We start from the raw sequence: 17460 nt of genomic DNA, 5'->3' as shown, positions 1-17460 counted from the left end.
TTCGAGGAGGCCCTTCCATGTCGTACCCCGAGATCCGGCCCCGCCGGCTGCGCCGCACCCCGGCGATCCGCCGGCTGGTCTCCGAGACCCGGGTCGACCCGGCCGAGCTGGTCGTGCCGATGTTCGTCAAGGAAGGGCTGAGCGAGCCCCGGGCGATCGGGTCGCTCCCGGGAGTGCTCCAGCACTCCCGGGACTCGCTGCGCAAGGCGGCGGTCGAGGCCGTCCAGGCCGGTGTCGGCGGGATCATGCTCTTCGGTGTGCCGGAGCAGCGGGACCCGACCGGCTCCGGCGGCATCGACCCGAACGGCATCCTCAACGTCGCCATCCGCGACGTGGTTGCCGAGGTGGGCGACGCCACGGTGGTGATGAGCGACCTGTGCCTGGACGAGTTCACCTCGCACGGGCACTGCGGGCTGCTCACCCCCGACGGTGAGGTCGACAACGACTCCACCCTCGCCGCGTACGCCGAGATGGCGGTGGCCCAGGCCGCCGCCGGGGTCGGCATGGTCGGGCCGTCCGGGATGATGGACGGTCAGGTCGGCGTGGTGCGCCGGGCGCTCGACGCCGCCGGGCACCAGGATGTGGCGGTGCTGGCGTACGCCGCCAAGTACGCCTCCGCCTTCTACGGCCCGTTCCGCGAGGCGGTCGAGTCGGCGCTGGAGGGCGACCGGCGCACCTACCAGCAGGACCCGGCCAACCTGCGTGAGTCGCTGCGCGAGGTCGCGCTCGACGTGGCCGAGGGCGCCGACCTGGTGATGGTCAAGCCGGCGCTGCCCTACCTCGACGTGGTGTCGGCGGTGCGGGCCGCCGTGGACGTGCCGGTCGCCGCCTACCAGGTCTCCGGCGAGTACGCGATGGTCGAGGCCGCCGCCGCGAACGGCTGGATCGACCGGGAGCGCGTCATGCTGGAGACGCTCACCTCGATCAAGCGGGCCGGCGCGCAGGTCATCCTCACCTACTGGGCGGTCGAGGCCGCCAACCTGCTCCGCCAGCGCTACTGACCCCGGGCGGGCCTGTCCCCTCGGCCGGCGCCGTGCCGGCTGCGCCGTCTCCCGCAGGGTGGCGGGAGGCGTGTCGGTTCGCGCGCGTGCAGCCGCCTCTCGGCCGCCCCGTCTCCCGGGTTTGCGGGCGGCGGCGGTAGGTCTTGCCCGACGCACCGCTTCGGGGGCCGACGGGCCGACGGGCTCTGCGCCCACGCCGACTTGCGGGTCAGGCTATGCCGGTTGCGTAGCGTGACCCTCCATCCCGGAAACCACCACCCCCCTTCCGTCCTTTGCTCTGCACCCACGACGGCGACACACACCCTCGGTGACTGGTGCATATCGAGCTGCAGAGCAAAGGGGCGGGTCAGGGTGTGGGGTGCCCGGCGGCCGGAATCGTGATCTCCCTGGTCACGCGTGGGGTGGGCTCGGTCGGCGGCGGCTGGCCCGACGGAACAGCGTGACACCCGTTGCTCCGCGTAACGGCAACGGGCATCGAGTCTCAAACACGGACAGTGACCTGCCGGCCGCAGGCGTTTTCCACAGCCCAGTTGGTTGTCCACAGCTGAGGCATTCGGGATTGCGGCCAGCCGCACCAGGCGGGACCGTGACGGCGTGAGCGATTCCTCAACCGAGCCGGTCCTGATCACCGAACCCTTCGACGCGCCCTGGCCGGCCGCCGGAATCGTCCGCGCGGTCCGCCGCCGTGCCGACCTCAGCCAGCGCGAGCTGGCCCGGTGGGCGGGTGTGCACCACGCCACCATCGGCAGGATCGAGGCCGGTCGCATGGTGCCGAGCATCGTCCTGCTCCGGCGCATCATCGGTGTGGTGGGCTGCCGGCTGGCCGTGGTGGACGAGTTCGGCCGGGTGCTGAAACCGATGCGTGACTGGCAGGACACTCGCAACGGCGCGGAGCGTCGCTACCCGTCGCACCTGGACACCATCCTCGACCCCGAGCCGGGGGAGTGGTGGGCGGACGTCTACGGGCTCGCCCGCCCGCCGGAGACGTTCCACCGCAACCGGGAGGTCCGGGACGCGATGCGTCGGCGCAGCCAATGGGAGGTGCGCGTGGCCCAGCACCGGCACCTGCCCCGACCGCCCTGGCCCCCGCGTGGGCCGGTGTGAGCCCGGCACGACAGAGGCCCGTCGACCCGGTACGGGTCGACGGGCCTCGGCGGAACGCGCGACGTCAGTCGTCGTTGGTGATCCTGCCGACCGCGAGCGGATCGGCCAGCCGCAGACCGGGTACGCCGGCCACCAGCAGTGTCAGCTTCTCGTCCGCCTCCCGCTTGCGGTCACCGCGCACCGTCACCGGGAACACCACCGACGTCTGCCCCGCCGCCAACACCTTGCAGCCTGCGTACCCGTCGAAGTCCGAGCCGACCTGCGCGCTGACGCCGACGGTGGCGGCGCAGAGCAGCACCGGCTGGGACAACGGCCGGGACACAGTGGCGGTGAAGGTGAGCTGCCGGGTGCCCTGGTCGCCCTCGACCACCGCCGTGTCGGCGACGGTCAACGACGCCCGGGACCGGAACCGGGCCACCTGCGGGTCGTGGTCACTGGAACCCCGCGAGCCGTCGCCGGTGAACTCCGCCGGCCAGTCGGCGTTGACGTGAGCCGCCCGCACCTGCACCAGGTCGTCGTGGAGCGCGTCGTTGACGAACAGGTGGTCGAGCGTCTGCGCCTGCCCCTCGAAGCTGTACGAGTAGGCCGACGACGGCACGTCCGCGACCAGGTCGTCCCACAGGTTGTGCAGCCCGGCCTCGTAGAGCGGGGCGAGCTGGTCCGACGGGGTCGGCTGGTCACCGGTCGCGATGGGATCGTCCGGGCGGGGGAAGACGTTCAGGTCCCCGCCGTAGACCACTCGGGCGGTCTGGTCGGCCGCCTCGATCGCCGTGACGATCGCCGCGCCGTAGCGCGCCTGCTCCCGCCGCTGCCCGACCCGGCTGTCCGGGCCGGAGGAGTAGTGGTTGCTGAGCGCGTACATGGTGAACCGCTCCGACGCACCGGGTGCCGCTGCCACGCTGAACTTGCCCAGCTGGGGGGCACGGGTGAAGACGTTGTTCCCGTCCTTGCCGGTGGAGGTGTCCACGTCCGACGGCAACACCGCGTTCAGGGCCTTCGGGTTCTGCACGTCGGCGTTGGTCGGCAGCCCCGCCGCGCGGTACTCGACGGACGGCGTCGAGCCCAGCAGCGGGTCGCCCGCCGTCGCGGCGGCCAGCGACAACCGGTCCGTGCGGTAGAGGAACGCGGCGGTGATACCGCGGGCGTCCGCGCCGGTCCGGTCATAGGCAGCGGCGTACGCCGGCCCACCGGCGGCCGCCACGCTGAGCGCCAACTCCTGGAGGCTGTCCGGCGCACCATCGGCGTCGTTGGTGTCGCCGCAGCTCAGCGCAGTACCGGAGACCGTGCAGATGTCCTGGTCCTCGGCTTCCTGCACCAGGATCAGGTCCGGAGCGTGCAGGTCCTTGACGATCTGGTCGGCGAGCGCGGCCAACTGCTGCCGGTAGTCCGCCTCGCTGCTCGGCACGTAGTCGAACGGCGGGCTGACCCCGGTGCAGCCGGCGTTCCCGGCGAAGTCACAGCCGTCGAAGGGGTCGTCGCGGTAGTCGTACAGGTTCTCCACGTTGTAGGTGGCCACCGCCACCTCCTGCGACCGGTCGGCCGGCTTCGGCGGGTTGTTCTTCGACGGGTCGGCACCGGCGTCGAACTCGGCACTCTCGACCTGGACGCCGTACTTCTCGAACGAGTAGTAGACACCACCCACCGCGTCCGCGTGCAGCGTGTCGAAGGTGTGCGCCGGCGGGAGCAGCGCGGCGCTGTCCCCGGCGGTGGCCTTCACACCCATGCTGCCGAGCAGCGTCCGCTGGCCGTTGCCGTCGTCGAAGGGGCGGGTCGGGTCGTTGTCCAGCGGGTGCGAATCACGGAAGACCCGCCTGGCGTACGGGTCCGCGCGGTCCAGCAGTGGGTCGTCCCGGTCCACCACCCACAGCTCGGCGTCGGCGGTCGACGAGAACACGTCCCGTCCGCTGACCGCGCCGCTGCCCGCGCGTACCCGCATCCGGGCACCCTCGTGCCGCTCCCAGAAACGCTGCGCGTCGGTCAGCTCGACCGGTGGCACCGCGTCGGTGACCGCGACCGCGGTGTCCACGGCCAGGCCACCGGCGATCCGGCGGACCAGCGAGGCACCGGAGAGTTGGGTGAAGTTGTAGTACTCCGACACCCGGGCCCGCAGCACGACCTCGTCGCCGACGGTCGGCACGTAGCCGCCGATCAGCGAGGTGAACGTGCCCATGAACACGAAGATGCCGTCGGAACTGGTCGGGTCGCCGTCGGTGTCGCCGGTACGGCTCTGCAGGAAGAAGCCGTGCTGCTCCACCCCGGCCGACGTGCGGGCCAGCGTCAACTGGGTGATCACGCCGCGAACGTCGTACAGCGTGCTGCTCGTGCCGTTGCCGCTCGCCGGTGCGAGCGGCGACCGGTCGGTCGGACCGGACTCGGTGTCGGTGGTCGGACCCTGCACCTCGCCGACGGTCAGCTCCCGGGTCACCTGCACGGCCAGCGCGCAGGTGGCGGTGCCGCCGCCCGCGTCGGTCGCGGTGAGGGTGACCGTGTACGCCCCGGCGGCGAGGTCGGCACTCGCGCTGACCGTGGCCCGTGCGGTGCCGCCCAGCCCGTCCGCGGGGGTGAACGCGGTACGGGTGATCGAACCGGTCGACGGGGTCGGGCTGACCGCCGTCACGGCCAGCTCGACGATCGTGTCGTCGGGGTCGGTGGCGGTGACCTCCCGGGTCGCGGCCGTGCCGACCGCGGTGACGAGCGGACCACCGCAGGTCAGCGATGCCGGCACGTCGACCGGACCGCCGCCGTCCACGGTGTGCGCGCCGAGCCCGTCGAAGGTGTCGACCGGGTAACCGGCCCACTGCGCGGCCGGGTCGAACGCGTCCGACGGGTCCGTGTCGCCGACGGTCACGGTCGGAACCCGACGCAGGGTGTTGTCCGCGGTGCTGGTGGTGCCGGCACCCCACTCGGTGCCCGGGTCGACGCCCACCTGCCCGATCGAGTCGAGCACGGTGGTGCCCCGACGCAGCACTATCGCGTCGTCACCGTTGAACAGGCTCGCCCCGGTGGTCTGGTCGGCCTGGGCGAGGATGGCGGCCCCGGCCGAGGCGCTGGCGAACACGAACGCGTCACCCGCGGCGACGCTCCCGGTCAACGCGATCGTGGTGGCCGTGGTGGAGCCGTTGAAGTAGAGCTGCAACTGGTAGCCGCCGGCCGTCAGGTCGACGGCGGCGCCCGTGCCGTTGAACAGCTCGATCGCCTTGTTGTTCGACGAACCTTCGACGTACTCCGAGATGAACAGGTCGGTGGGCGCGGCGCTGGCCGCGGTGGGTGCGACGCCGAGCGCCGTGACTGTCACGGCGGCGGTGGCGGTCGCGAGCGCGGCGAAAGAGCGGCGCGGGCGCATAGGGCCTCCACGATGGGTGGATGGGGGTCAACGCACGTTAAGGTGCGCGACTGTCCACCGTCCATCCCCTAGTGGACAGTTTCGTGAATTCCCTCAGTGCGGCGGGTCGAGACGATGCACCAGCTCAGCGACGTCGACGCTGTATTCGCACCAGTCCCGGTCGGATCGGTAACCCAACTCCGCGTTGACCTTCAGCATCGCCTCGTTGGCCTGCGCGTTCCAGGTCTGCACCTCGATCAGCTCCGGCTCGGCGGAGCGCAACTCCAACAACATCCGAGCCTTGATCGCCCGATCGATGCCGTAGCCCCGGTGGTCCTGCGCGACGATCGTGTCGTACTGGTCGGCGCGGGTCGGGTGCTGCGCCGGCACCACCACCTCGGTCAGGCCGGCCACCTCGCCGCTCTGCTCGTGCCGGGCGAGCACGATGTACGGCTTCATGCCCCGCCGGTGCAGGGTGTCGAGGCTGTCGCGTAGCCGCTCTGGGTCGTAGGAGCTGGGGCGCAGCTCACCGTCCTCGACGTCGCGCACCTCGGCCTTCGCCCGCGCGTACGCCTCGATCAGGTCGTCCGGTGGCCCGCCCGGGAAGAACTCCAGGTGGTAGCCCGCGCCGATGCCGGCCGCCATCTCGGCCAGCTCCGCCCAGTCGACCGAGGTCAGGTCGAGCACACTGCGGGTCTCCACGTACTCCCGGGTGAAGCCGAGCGACTCGTAGAAGGCCACCGCCGGCGTGTCGCCGACGACTTCCACCCCGATCGACCGGAAGCCCTCCTGGTAGACCCGGCGGGCGGCGCGCAACACCAGGTCACGACCGAGACCACCGCGCCGCACGGACGGGTGCACCAGCACCTCGAGCACGCCGATGTCGCCGAGGAGCAGCACGTGGACCTGGCCGAGCACCGCGCCCGGGTCGTCCGGCCCGGTCGGCTCGGCCTGGGCGATCCAGGAGATCCGCCGTTCACCCGGCATCACCTCGGCGAGGTACTCCCGCAGCGACGTCTCCCGCCACGGCGGGTCCTGCGGCAGATCGGCCGCCAGAACCGCGTTCAGCGTGGCCAGCAGCGACGCGATCTCGGCAGACGACGCGGTCCTGGGGTCCCACTCGCGCACCATCACTCGTCTAGCTTGCCGCTAACAGCTTCCCGGGGGAAGTGTCCAGTTCTCCAACGTATCGAGACGATCACTTCACTGGCGACTGGTCCGTCCGTACCGGTTCGCGGTGTCGTAGACGTCTTGGGCGTACCGCCGGACATCGTTGTAGGAGAGGATCGCGTTCCACCAGTCGCCCGCGATGCTCAGGTTCCGACCGCCCTTGCAGAGGTAGTTTCCCGCTGCCAGGGCGGCGTCGTCCAGGTCGTGCGGGTCCTTGCGCCCGTCGTTGTCGGCGTCCGCGCCGATCTCCCGCCAGGTCGTCGGGATGAACTGCATCGGCCCGATGGCGCGGTCGAGGACCCGGTCGCCGTCGAGGTCTCCACGGTCGGTGTCGATGATCCGCATCCGGCCGTCCTTCCCGTCCAACGGCAGCCCGATGATCTGCGGTAGCGCCTTGCCGTCCTGGCCCAACCGGGCACCGTTGGCCGAGCCGTGCCCCGACTCGACCTGGCCGATCGCGGCCAGCGTGGTCCAGCTCAGCGCGCAGCTGCGGTTGGTCTGGGCGAGGACGAGTTCGGCGTAGCCGTACGCCTGCATGGCGACGGCCGGGATGCCCACCTTGGCACCGACCTGCTGAGCCCAGCCGGCCAGGGCGTCCGACGGCCGACCTCCGATCACCGGCCCGATGGTGGGCTGCCCGGTCGGGAACCCGCTGGGTAGCCCGCCGCCGGGCACCGAACCGGTCGGGAGTGGGCCGGTGGGGAGTGGGCCGGTCGGGAGTGGGCCGGTGGGGAGGCCGGACGGTGCCGCGGGCGGTGCGCCCGCCGTCGCCGTGGCGTCGGCCGCGACCGGTCGGGGCGCGCGGATCGTGGCCGGCACGAGCAGCGCGCCCGCCGCAGCGGTAGCGCCGACCAGCGCCAGCAGGAACACACCGGGCAGGGTGAGCCGACCGCTGGGCCGACGGGCCCAGGCGCGGGTCGCGTGGGCTGCGGTGGCGGCGGCCCGGCGTGGCTGCACCCGTACCGCGTGCGCGAAGGGCACCCGCCGTCGCCGGGCCGGATCGGACGCCGGCACCACGGGCAGTTCGTCCACGGTGGTCTTCGCCGGATCCCCGTCGGCGGCCACCGTGGCGGGTCGCGTGTCGGCACCCTCGGCGTCGGTGCCCTCGGCGTCCGTGGCCTTGGCGTCCGCGGCCTTGGTTTCGGTGGTCGTCGGGCCCGTCACCTTCGGATCCGCGGTCTTCGGGTCCGCGACCGTTGCGGCCTCGGTCTTCGGGGTTTCGGCGGGCGCGTCCTCGCGCTTGCCGTCAGAGGCCGTAACCGGCGTGGCCGGGGCCGGCGTGCCGCTCGCGCCCTGGTCGGGCTCGGCCGGCGTGGCCGCCGATGTGGTCGTCGAACCCCCGGAACGTCCGCTCAGCCAGGGCCGGCGTGGGCGGGGCACCGCACGCACCGGATCAGGCGCCGCCCCCGAGCCCTCCAGCGGCCCGTCCAGCGGAGCGGCCGGTCGTAACCGTTGCACACGCGTGTCGTCCTCGCCGTCCACCACCCGTCGAGTATCACCCATGCCACGCCAAACGCCAGATCCACGTACCCTGGCTTCATGCCCCGGTACGAGTTCCGCTGCCGCGCCTGCGGCGACACCTTCGAGGTCAACCGTTCGATGGCGGCGGCCGGTGAGCCGGCGAACTGCCCGCACGGTCACACCGACACGGTCAAGCTGCTGTCCGCGGTCGCGGTCACCGGCCGGGGTGGTGCCGCCGGTGGCCCCCCCGCGTCCACCGGTGGCGGTTGCTGCGGGGGCGCGTGCGGCTGCTGATCGAGCCGATTCTCTGCCGCATGGTGGGCGGGCCTTGCCGGGAGCAGGGCTGAGTGGCACTTTGAGGCGGCACCTGCCCGGCCGTTCTCACGATGTGTGACCGCTCGGACTCAGGCAGCATGAATCCGACGTCACGGGCGGAGGTTCCACGCATGTCGCCACGGATCCAGCTCCCGAGCGGTTGGGTGACCTTCGTGTTTACCGACATCGAGGGCTCGACCCGGCTGGCCCAGCTGCTCGGCCCGGACTACCGGCCGGTGCTCGCCGAGCATCGGCGGCTGCTGCGTCGAACACTGGCCAGCACGGGTGGGGCGGAGCTGCTGACCGAGGGCGACTCGTTCTTCCTGGCCTTCGAGGACGCCGCTGCGGCGCTGACCGCGTGCCTGACCGCCCAGCGGGCGTTGTCCAGTCACGACTGGCCCACCCCGGAAGCGGCCCCACGGGTGCGGATGGGCCTGCACACCGGCTACGCCGAGCCGCGCGACGGCGAGTACGCCAGCCCCGAGGTGCACCGGGCCGCCCGGGTGGCCGCCGCCGCGCACGGTGGGCAGGTGCTCTGCTCGGCGTCCACGGCACGGCGGGCCGAGCCGTTGCCGCCCGGTGCGACCCTGCTCGACCTGGGCCTGCACCGGTTGCGCGGCTTCGACGATCGGGAACGACTCTTCCAACTGGTCGCACCGGGTCTGGAGCGGCAGTTCCCCCGCCCCCGCACCGCCGACACGGTGGCGCACAACCTGCCGACCCAGGTGACCTCGTTCGTCGGCCGGCAGACCGAGCGCGTCGAGTTGGGCCTGCTCGTACGGCAACACCGCCTGGTCACGGTGCTGGGCGCGGGCGGCGCGGGCAAGACCCGCCTCGCGGTGGAGTTGGCCAGCGGCGTGGTCGAGGCGTACCCGGACGGGGTCTGGTTCGTGGACATCGCCGCGGTGACCGACCCGGGGCTGGTGGCGTTCGCGATCGCCGCGGTGCTCGGTCTGCGGCCCGAGCCGGGCCGCCCGATGCTGGACACCCTGGTCGAGTACGCGGCCAACCGCCGCATGCTGGTCGTGCTGGACACCTGCGACACCCAACCCGCAGCCTGCGCGGAGGTGATCGCGCGCCTGCTGTCCGGTGGGGGTGGCGTGCGGGTGCTGGCCACCAGTCGGGAGTCGTTCAGCCTGCCGGGTGAGGTGGTGTGGCGGATCCCGCCGCTCTCGGTCGACCCGCAGACCGACGGCGCGGAGAGCGACGCGGTGGCGTTGCTGCTGGACCGGACGGCGGCGGCGCGTGGCGGTCGGCAACCGGACCCGGCCGAGTCGGCCGACCTGCGCCGGGTGGTGCAGCGGCTGGACGGGTTGCCGCTCGCCATCGAGTTGGCCGCCGCCCGTTTGCGGGTGCTGTCCGTCGGTCAGCTCGCCGAGCGGCTCGACGACGTGCTCGGCACGTTGGACGCCGGGCGGGACGACCCGGAGCCGCCGCCGGTGGAGCGGGGTTGGTCCGGCAACCAGCAGGACACGGTGGACCTGGTCGCCGCCGCGGCCGGGGCGTCACCGCCCACCCCGGCGAGCCGGGCCGTGCAGCGTTCCGCGACCGAGCGGCACCTGACCATGCAGGCCACCGTCACCTGGTCGTACCGGACGCTGGGGCCTCGGGCCGCCCGCCTGCTGCGGTGGATGGCGGTCTTCGCCGGGCCGGTGGACCTGGCGACGGTGGAGTGGCTGCTGGGCGACGACCCGCTGGACCCGCTGTCGGTGCTGGTGGACAAGTCGATGGTCCTGGCCGAGCCGCGCGCCTCCGGCAGCACCTACCGGATGCTCGACCCCATCCGGGCGTACGCGGCGCGGCGGTTGGCCGAGGCGGGCGAGGAGCAGGCCGCCCGGAACCGGCACGTGGCGTGGTCGGCGCATGCGTTGGACCGGGCGCACCTGGGGCAGGACGGCCGACCGGTCACGCTGTCGTTGTACGCCCTGGACCCGCTCGCCGGGGAGTTGCGCGCCGCGCTGCGGTGGTGCGCCACCGGGGGCAGCGCCCGGGCCGGTCTCGGTCTGGCCGGTGGGCTGGACCAGTGGTGGCTCGAGCGCGGCCTGGCCCGGGAGGGGCGGCTGTGGTTGTTCCGGTTGTACGGGCGGATCGCCGAGACGGGGGAGCGCATCCCCGAGTCCGAGCTTGCGGCGGCCTACCACATGCACTCGTTGCACGCCGGTGCCGACGGCGAGTTCGCCGAGGAGTTGCGCTACTCGCAGCGGGCGGAGGCGGCGGCCCGGCAGGCCGGTGACGCGGGGCTGCTCGCCCGGGTGCTCGCCGGCAGGGCGGCGCCGCTTGTGGACATGGGACAGTTCGTCGAGGCCGAGCGGGTGTGCCGGGAGGTCATCGACTGGGCGCACGGGCAGGACGTGGTCGGCGAGGCGCTGTTCGCGGTGTTCAGCCTGGCCGAGTTGCTGTGGCGGCGGGGTGCGCTGGAGGAGGCGGCGGAGCTGCTGGGTGCGGTCCGCCCGGTGGAGGCGGCCCGGCCGGTGGAGCGGGGCCGGCGATCGGTGGACATGCTGCTCGGCATGGTCGCGTTGGCCCGGGGCGACGTCGTCGCCGCACACGAGCACCTGCTGGTGGCGTTGCGTTCCCGGATGGGCCACGGCTACCACGGCCGGGCGTGCGACACGCTCAACGCGGTGGCGGTGCGCTGCGCGATCGGCGGTGACCGGTTGACCGCCGCCCGCCTCTTCGGTGCCGCGCAGGCCACCCGGGCGAGCATGCGGGCCACCCCGGGCATCTACGGCGGCTACTGGGCGGAGCAGCAGGCGGAGTTGCGTACGGTGCTGGGCGACACGGCCTTCGACGACGCGTACGGCGAGGGTGCCGAGTTGGGGTTGGACGAGGCGGCGGCGCTGGCACTCGACGTGGAACACCCGGACTTGGCGGCGGATTCGACCCGCTTCAGCACCGGCCTGTCCCAGCCGACCCCGCGCGTCCCCGCCGACTCCGACCGCCACCCCGCATCCCGAACCGAACGCGCCTAACCCCCTGGCCCGGCCCCCAGGCCCCCGGGAACCCCCACCGCTCCCTGTTGATCAAGAGGTTTGCGTCATCGGGAGCCCGAATTCTGACGCAAACCTCTTGATCACCGTGGGAAGGGCGGGGGGGTGGGGGTGGGGGGAGGGGGTGGGGGTTAGGCGCGGGAGGCGGCGGCGGCTTCGGCTTGGGCCTTCATTCGGGCGGCGCGGTCGATGTCGGCCTGCTGGACGGCCGCCACCGAGCCGAAGATGCTGACCGCCTGGTAGTAGGTCCAGGCCAGGCTGTAGCAGGCCGGTCGGACGACGGTGTTGTACGTGGCGCAGACGCGCTTGAGGTCCTCGTAGAAGGCGCTGTCCAGGCGGGACTTGTTGGCCGGGAACTGGCCGACCGCCTTGTAGTTGCGGTAACCGAAGTCGTGCCGGTAGCAGCCCAGGTTGAAGGTGAAGCCGAGCGGGTTGTCCGGGCTGGACGAGCAGTAGTCGGTGGACCAGTTGAAGTTGTACTCGGCCCAGGGGGCCCGGTTGACCCGGGCGTTGTTCCAGGAGTTGTAGCTGGACGCGCTGGTCTGCGTCCAGCTGGACAGCACGGACAGCTTCTGGGCGGGGGTGACGGCGGCGGCGGGGGAGGCGGCGACGAGGGTGGCGAGTAGTGCGAGAGCGCCCGAAGCGAACAGGGTGGCGAGACGTCGGGGCACGGGTTACCTCCGCGGGGTGAGCGGGTGGGACGGGAAGTTACCGGCGGGTCACCGGATGTCGATCAGTGTCGATCAACTGATCAACTAGGCGGTATGTGTCTCGCCAACTATTGGTGACATGCGTTCAAACAGACGAATGCCCCGGACGCCGGAGCGACCGGGGCACTCGCACAGTCACGTCAGCGCACTGTGAACGCCGGCGGGCTGGTCGGGCTCTCGTTGGCCGACCGGTCCAGCGCGGTCACCTGGTAGGTGTAGCGCCGGCCGGGCTGGGCGGTGGTGTCCACCCAGGACTGGCTGCCACCGGAGGCGGCCCGCACGGTGTCGACCAGGTGCGCGGCGTCCGCCGTCCCGCACCGGCCGGGCAGTGTGGTGCCGTCGAACCGGTAGATCGCGTACGAGGTGGCGGTGCCGAGTGGGCGTACCCCGTCAGCCGGTTGACGCCAGGTCAGTCGGACCCCGTCGGCCTGCCGCGTGGCCTTGGTGATCACCGGGAAGAGCAGCGGCTTGGCCGGCAGGTGTGGCATGGCCGGTACGAGCGCCGGGCGGGAGTAGTGCTCGGCGGCGTAGATGTCGGTCGCCCCGAGCCGGTTGGCCCGCACCTGAACGGCGGAGAAGTGCACGTTGCCCTGCACCTCCGGGTACGACCGGTTGAGCGTCAGATGGTCGGACAGCTCGCGCGGGTTCTGCCAGAACGGCCCGTACGCCGGATCGCCGCTCTTGTAGTCGGCCTGGCCGATGTAGAGCTGCACGCGGGTGCCGCGCACCGTCTCGGCCCACCACGGCACGAGCCGGGCGTAGTCGGCGGCCGGGTACTGGCCGATGTACCAGTAGAGCTGCGGCACCACGTAGTCGATCCACTCCTGCTTGATCCACTTGCGGGTGTCGGCGGAGATGATGTCGTACGACTGGCTGCCGGTGGTGTCCGAGCCGAGCGGGTCGGCGGCCTTGTTACGCCAGATGCCGAACGGGCTGACCCCGAACTTCACCCACGGCTTCGCCGCCTTGATCTTGCCGTTCATCTCCTGGATCAGCAGGTTGATGTTGTCCCGCCGCCAGTCCGCCCGGTCCGTGAAGCCCCGGTTGTGCGCGGCGAAGGTGGCGTCGTCGGGCACCTGGTAGGTGCCGCTGGGGTACGGGTAGAAGTAGTCGTCGAAGTGCACGCCGTCGACGTCGTACCGGCGGACCGCGTCCATCATCGCGGTCTGCACGAACTCGCGTACCTCCGGAATGCCGGGGTTGTAGTAGAGCCGGCTGCCGGCGACGCCGGCCGGCGGGTAGGCGAAGGTCCAGTCCGGGTGCTGCCGGGCCGGGTGGCCGGGCGCGAGCTGGGTGAGGTCCGCGCCGGCGCCGCCGGGCGCCGGCATGGAGACGCGGTACGGGTTGAACCAGGCGTGGAACTCCAGGTTGCGTCGGTGCGCCTCGTCGACCAGGAAGGCCAGCGGATCCCAGCCCGGGTCCTGCCCACGGACGCCGGTCAGGTACTCCGACCAGGGCTCGTACGGCGAGGGCCAGACGGCGTCGGCGGTGGGCCGGACCTGCACCACGACGGCGTTGTGGTGCAGCCGCTCGGCGAGGTCGAGCAGCTCGCGATATTCGGCCTGCTGGGCGGCGACCCGGTCGGGGCTGGCCTGGGACGCCTTGCTGGGCCAGTCGATGTTGACCACCGACGAGATCCACATGGCGCGGAACTGCCGTTTCGGCGTGGCCGGGTCGGTGGTGCAGGTGGTGGCGTTGGTGCTGCTGTTGCGGGGTGTCGCGGTCGCGGGGGTGGCGGCGACGAGGGTGGCGAGCAGGGCGGTGACGAGCCCGGCGGCTCCGAGTCGAGTTGCCTTCATGCGGTGTGTCCCTTCGTTGGGGCGCCCGTGTGATCAGCGCGGCGTGTCGGAAAGATTCGCCGACGACGATCTGCCGCTGGTAGGAAATTTTCACACTCGGGTGCGAACCGCAAGGGTTCGTGGTTGACCATTCGCGCCGCTGGGTAGCAACGCCGGTCACCGGCCGCCACCGAGGTGGTCGCACGGTGGGAGGGGTGACCGCGTGTCCGTGCTACGAACAAAACCGATCAAGGACGTGATAGCCCAGAGTGAGGCGGACGGCACCGAGGGTGGGCTCGGGCTGAAGAGGCGACTCGGGGCGTTCGACCTCACCGGCTTCGGCATCGGCATCGTGATCGGCACCGGGATCTTCACGCTCACCGGCATCGAGGCCCGGGACAGCGCCGGGCCCGGCGTGGTGATCTCCTTCGCCATCGCCGGCGTGGTCGCCCTGCTCGCCGCGCTCTGCTACGCCGAGTTGGCGTCCAGCGTGCCGACCGCGGGCAGCGCCTACACCTACGCGTACGCCACGATGGGCGAGATCGTCGCCTGGATCATCGGCTGGGACCTGCTGCTGGAGTTCGCGCTCGGCGCCGCGGTGGTGGCCCGAGGCTGGTCCGGCTACCTCGCCGAACTGCTCGACCTGCCGACCCGCTGGTTCGGCGAGGAGGGCAGCACCGTCAACGTGGGCGCCATCGCCATCGTGCTGATCCTCGGCATCGTCGCGATCGTCGGCATCCGCGAGTCCGCCCGGATCACCAACCTGCTCGTGCTGGTCAAGGTGTCGATCTGCGTCTTCGTGGTGGTGGCCGGGCTGTTCTTCGTCCGGGCCGCCAACCTCACCCCGTTCATCCCGCCGGCCGAGCCCGCGGGCAGCGGCGACGACGGCATCAAGCAGCCCGTCACCCAGGCGCTGTTCGGGCTGGAGCCATCGGTGTTCGGCTTCGTCGGAGTGCTCAGCGCGGCCGCGGTGGTCTTCTTCGCGTACACCGGCTTCGAGGCCGTGGCCAACCTGGGCGAGGAGACGCGCAAGCCCAAGCGGGACCTCACCCTGGGTCTGCTCGGCACGCTGCTGATCTCCACCGTGCTGTACATCGGCGTCTCGCTGGTGGTGGTCGGGATGGTGCCGTACACCGAGATCGACCGGGGCGCCCCGATCGCGTCGGCCTTCGAGGCGGTGGGCGCGGGCTGGGCCGCCGTGCTGGTCTCCATCGCCGCGGTCGCCGGTCTCACCAGCGTCATCCTGGTCGACCTGGTGGCCATGGGCCGGATCGGCTTCGCCATCGCCCGGGACGGCCTGATCCCGCCCTCGATCGCGACGGTGCACCCGCGCTGGGGCACCCCGTACCGGATCTCTGCGATCATGACGGTGGCGGTCGCGCTGCTGGCCGGGTTCCTGCCGCTGTCCGCCCTGGCCGACCTGGTCAGCATCGGCGCGCTCTGCGCGTTCGTGCTGGTGTCGGTGGCGGTGCCGATCCTGCGCCGGAGGCGCCCGGACCTGGAGCGACCGTTCCGGGTGCCGTTCTCCCCGGTGCTGCCGATCGTCTCCGCGCTGGCCTGCCTCTACCTGATGCTGAACCTGTCGGTGGAGACCTGGCTGCGGTTCCTGGCCTGGATGCTGCTCGGCGCGCTCATCTACTTCGGGTACGGCTACCGCCGCAACCGGTTGGCCCGTCACGAGCCCGCCGTCGCCCCGCAGCCGCGCGAGCCGAGCGCCTGACACCAGCCACGCGAAAGGGCCCCTGCCGCGGCGGGGGCCCTTTCGCGTGCACCGTTCACGGGCACCGTTGCGACGGGGTCGACGAGGTACCGTGCGCTGGGTCACATCGGGGAGGTTGCGACGTGCGGCACAGGCTCAAGGACGTGGCCGAGCGGGCCGGGGTGTCGGTCAAGACCGTGTCCAACGTCGTCAACGGCTACGTGCACGTCCGAGCGGACACCCGAGCCCGCGTCGAAGAGGCGATCGCCGAGCTGCACTACCGGCCCAACCTCTCCGCGCGGCACCTGCGCAAGGGCCGTACCGGCGTGATCGCGTTGGCCGTCCCGGAACTGGACATCCCGTACTTCGCCGAGTTGGCCCGCCACATCGTCACCGCCGCCGCCGCGTACGGCTGGACGGTCCTGATCGACCAGACATGCGGTCGGCGTGAGCAGGAACGGGCGGTCGCCTCCGGCGTCACCGACCACCTGATCGACGGGCTCATCGTCAGCCCGTCGGCGCTCACCGTCGAGGACCTGGCCGGCCTGGACGGCACGCCGATGGTGCTGCTCGGCGAGCGGGTCGAGCACGGATCGGCCGATCGGGTGGTGATCGACAACGTGAGCGCCGCCCGGGAGATCACCGACCACCTGATCAAGCTCGGCCACCGTCGGATCGCGGCCATCGGCGCCGGGCGCACCGCCGGGGGCGCCAGCGCCCGGCTACGCCTGGCCGGTTACGCCGACGCGCTGCGCGCCGCCGGGCTCGACCGCGACGAGGCCCTGGTGGCGTCCGCGCCGGTCTGGCACCGCGCCGACGGTGCGGCCGCGATGCGGGGCCTGCTCACCTCCGGGGTACGCCCCGACGCCGTCTTCTGCTTCAACGACACGCTCGCCCTCGGTGCGCTGCGCGCACTGCACGAGGCGGGTCTGCGGGTGCCCGAGGACGTGGCGGTGGTCGGCTTCGACGACATCGAGGACGGGAGGTTCTCCATCCCCGCCCTGAGCACCGTCGCACCGGACAAGGAGCGGATCGCCCACCTGGCTGTCGACCTCCTGGCGAACCGCCTCGACGGCGAACGGGCCGCCCCGGCGACGGTGCTCTCCGCTCCGTACCGCCTGGAGCTGCGCGAGTCCACCAGGACCCCCTAGTCGAAGAAGCGGGCCAGGTGGGGCTTGGACGCCAGGTCGGCGTCCGGTGGGAGGGGGGTCAGGTCAGCGAAGATCGAGGCGCCGTCGCAGCCCGCGTGCAGCGGGTACCACCGTGGGGTGCCCGGCGGCCGGCCCTGGCAGATCCCCTTGAACGTCTGCACGTCCAGCAACCGGACGTGGGTCGGGTCGGCCACCGCGTTGACGTGCCCCCACCAGGGGCTCATCACGTGCAGGACGCCACCCGGACGCAACACCCGGTGGCACTCGTCCACCAGCGGCAGGAAGTCGATCAGGTGCTCCAGGATGTGCACCGCGAAGAGGACGTCCACCGAGTCGTCCGCCAGCGGCAGCGAGCCGGACAGGTCCGCGACGGCGTTCACTCCCGGCGCGGGATAGATGTCGAGTCCCAGGTTGCTCGGCCACTGCTTGGTCGGCCCGCAACCGAGGTCCACCACCACCGGCGCGCGCCCGTCGACGCCGACCCGGCACCAGACGCCGTAGACGCCCGCCAGTTGCCCCACCAGGTCCCGGACCAGCCGCAACTCGGCGGGCTCGGCGACGTCCCCGCTGAGATGGGCCACCCCCCGGTCGAACCGCACCTCCACCGTCAGGCCGCGCAGCCGGTCGTCGTGCCGCACCTGGTCCGCCCAGGCGTCGGCGAGGAATTCGTCGATCGCCCGCAGCCGGTCGGCCGAGGGCGGAGTCTGTGCCAAAGCGACCATTCGGGCCACCTCCCGCCGCGCGATACCCGCTATCGCG

General features: G+C 72.1%; 12 protein-coding genes. 6 read left to right on the top strand and 6 right to left on the bottom strand.

The window, feature by feature from the left end:
* The first annotated feature begins 17 nt into the window (after nt 1-17).
* Together hemB and O7616_RS02320 are read left to right on the top strand one after the other, a co-directional pair.
* Complete coding sequence (gene hemB, locus O7616_RS02325; protein ID WP_282305412.1) at nt 18-1001, top strand: porphobilinogen synthase; 984 nt, start codon at nt 18-20, stop codon at nt 999-1001.
* Between the two features lie 594 nt (nt 1002-1595).
* The gene (locus O7616_RS02320) at nt 1596-2105 is read left to right on the top strand and encodes a helix-turn-helix transcriptional regulator (protein ID WP_282264357.1); all 510 of its coding nucleotides are present in this window, start codon (nt 1596-1598) and stop codon (nt 2103-2105) included.
* A 64-nt stretch (nt 2106-2169) separates the two neighbouring features.
* Here the strand turns inward: O7616_RS02320 and O7616_RS02315 are convergent, their stop codons facing one another.
* The 3 genes from O7616_RS02315 to O7616_RS02305 all read right to left on the bottom strand — a co-directional run bounded on the left by O7616_RS02315 (nt 2170) and on the right by O7616_RS02305 (nt 8100).
* Nucleotides 2170-5448, bottom strand: coding sequence for a lamin tail domain-containing protein (locus tag O7616_RS02315; protein WP_282305411.1), 3279 nt, complete (start codon nt 5446-5448; stop codon nt 2170-2172).
* A gap of 93 nt (nt 5449-5541) precedes the next feature.
* Nucleotides 5542-6558 (bottom strand): GNAT family N-acetyltransferase, encoded by a 1017-nt coding sequence (locus O7616_RS02310; protein ID WP_282307506.1) that lies wholly within the window; start codon nt 6556-6558, stop codon nt 5542-5544.
* Between the two features lie 72 nt (nt 6559-6630).
* Nucleotides 6631-8100 carry a lytic murein transglycosylase gene (locus O7616_RS02305; protein ID WP_282305410.1) on the bottom strand — a complete coding sequence of 490 codons (1470 nt, stop codon included), beginning with the start codon at nt 8098-8100 and terminating at the stop codon, nt 6631-6633.
* 36 nt (nt 8101-8136) lie between these two features.
* Here O7616_RS02305 and O7616_RS02300 point away from each other — a divergent pair, with 36 nt between their 5' ends.
* Both O7616_RS02300 and O7616_RS02295 read left to right on the top strand, forming a co-directional pair.
* Entirely contained in the window at nt 8137-8352 is a 216-nt protein-coding gene (locus tag O7616_RS02300) for a zinc ribbon domain-containing protein (RefSeq protein WP_282305409.1), read from the top strand.
* Between the two features lie 152 nt (nt 8353-8504).
* Entirely contained in the window at nt 8505-11345 is a 2841-nt protein-coding gene (locus O7616_RS02295; protein ID WP_282305408.1) for an adenylate/guanylate cyclase domain-containing protein, read from the top strand.
* Nucleotides 11346-11494: 149 nt separating this feature from the next.
* Here O7616_RS02295 and O7616_RS02290 read toward each other — a convergent pair whose 3' ends face one another.
* Together O7616_RS02290 and O7616_RS02285 are read right to left on the bottom strand one after the other, a co-directional pair.
* The gene (locus O7616_RS02290; protein WP_282305407.1) at nt 11495-12034 is read right to left on the bottom strand and encodes a phospholipase; all 540 of its coding nucleotides are present in this window, start codon (nt 12032-12034) and stop codon (nt 11495-11497) included.
* Nucleotides 12035-12213: 179 nt separating this feature from the next.
* On the bottom strand, nt 12214-13872 hold the full coding sequence (locus O7616_RS02285; protein ID WP_282305406.1) for a family 10 glycosylhydrolase: 1659 nt from the start codon (nt 13870-13872) through the stop codon (nt 12214-12216).
* 202 nt (nt 13873-14074) lie between these two features.
* Between O7616_RS02285 and O7616_RS02280 the strand changes: the two genes are divergently transcribed.
* Together O7616_RS02280 and O7616_RS02275 are read left to right on the top strand one after the other, a co-directional pair.
* The gene (locus O7616_RS02280; protein ID WP_282264365.1) at nt 14075-15571 is read left to right on the top strand and encodes an amino acid permease; all 1497 of its coding nucleotides are present in this window, start codon (nt 14075-14077) and stop codon (nt 15569-15571) included.
* A 122-nt stretch (nt 15572-15693) separates the two neighbouring features.
* The gene (locus tag O7616_RS02275; RefSeq protein ID WP_282305405.1) at nt 15694-16701 is read left to right on the top strand and encodes a LacI family DNA-binding transcriptional regulator; all 1008 of its coding nucleotides are present in this window, start codon (nt 15694-15696) and stop codon (nt 16699-16701) included.
* Here O7616_RS02275 and O7616_RS02270 read toward each other — a convergent pair.
* Nucleotides 16698-17423, bottom strand: a complete 726-nt coding sequence (locus O7616_RS02270) for a methyltransferase domain-containing protein (protein WP_282305404.1) — start codon at nt 17421-17423, stop codon at nt 16698-16700. The two genes, O7616_RS02275 and O7616_RS02270, sit on opposite strands and share 4 nt — an antisense overlap.
* Nucleotides 17424-17460 lie beyond the last annotated feature (37 nt).

The sequence above is a fragment of the Micromonospora sp. WMMD964 genome, from assembly GCF_029581455.1.
In the GTDB taxonomy this organism is placed as follows: domain Bacteria; phylum Actinomycetota; class Actinomycetes; order Mycobacteriales; family Micromonosporaceae; genus Micromonospora.
Note: the sequence above shows the minus strand (reverse complement) of the source record. Positions and strands in the feature narration are given on the sequence as shown.

Coding starts and splice junctions, on each gene's coding strand:
- O7616_RS02295 (WP_282305408.1), top strand. CDS start 8,505: ATGTCGCCACGGATCCAGCTCCCGAGCGGTTGGGTGACCTTCGTGTTT.
- O7616_RS02285 (WP_282305406.1), bottom strand. CDS start 13,872: ATGAAGGCAACTCGACTCGGAGCCGCCGGGCTCGTCACCGCCCTGCTC.
- O7616_RS02305 (WP_282305410.1), bottom strand. CDS start 8,100: ATGGGTGATACTCGACGGGTGGTGGACGGCGAGGACGACACGCGTGTG.
- hemB (WP_282305412.1), top strand. CDS start 18: ATGTCGTACCCCGAGATCCGGCCCCGCCGGCTGCGCCGCACCCCGGCG.
- O7616_RS02300 (WP_282305409.1), top strand. CDS start 8,137: ATGCCCCGGTACGAGTTCCGCTGCCGCGCCTGCGGCGACACCTTCGAG.
- O7616_RS02310 (WP_282307506.1), bottom strand. CDS start 6,558: ATGGTGCGCGAGTGGGACCCCAGGACCGCGTCGTCTGCCGAGATCGCG.
- O7616_RS02270 (WP_282305404.1), bottom strand. CDS start 17,423: ATGGTCGCTTTGGCACAGACTCCGCCCTCGGCCGACCGGCTGCGGGCG.
- O7616_RS02315 (WP_282305411.1), bottom strand. CDS start 5,448: ATGCGCCCGCGCCGCTCTTTCGCCGCGCTCGCGACCGCCACCGCCGCC.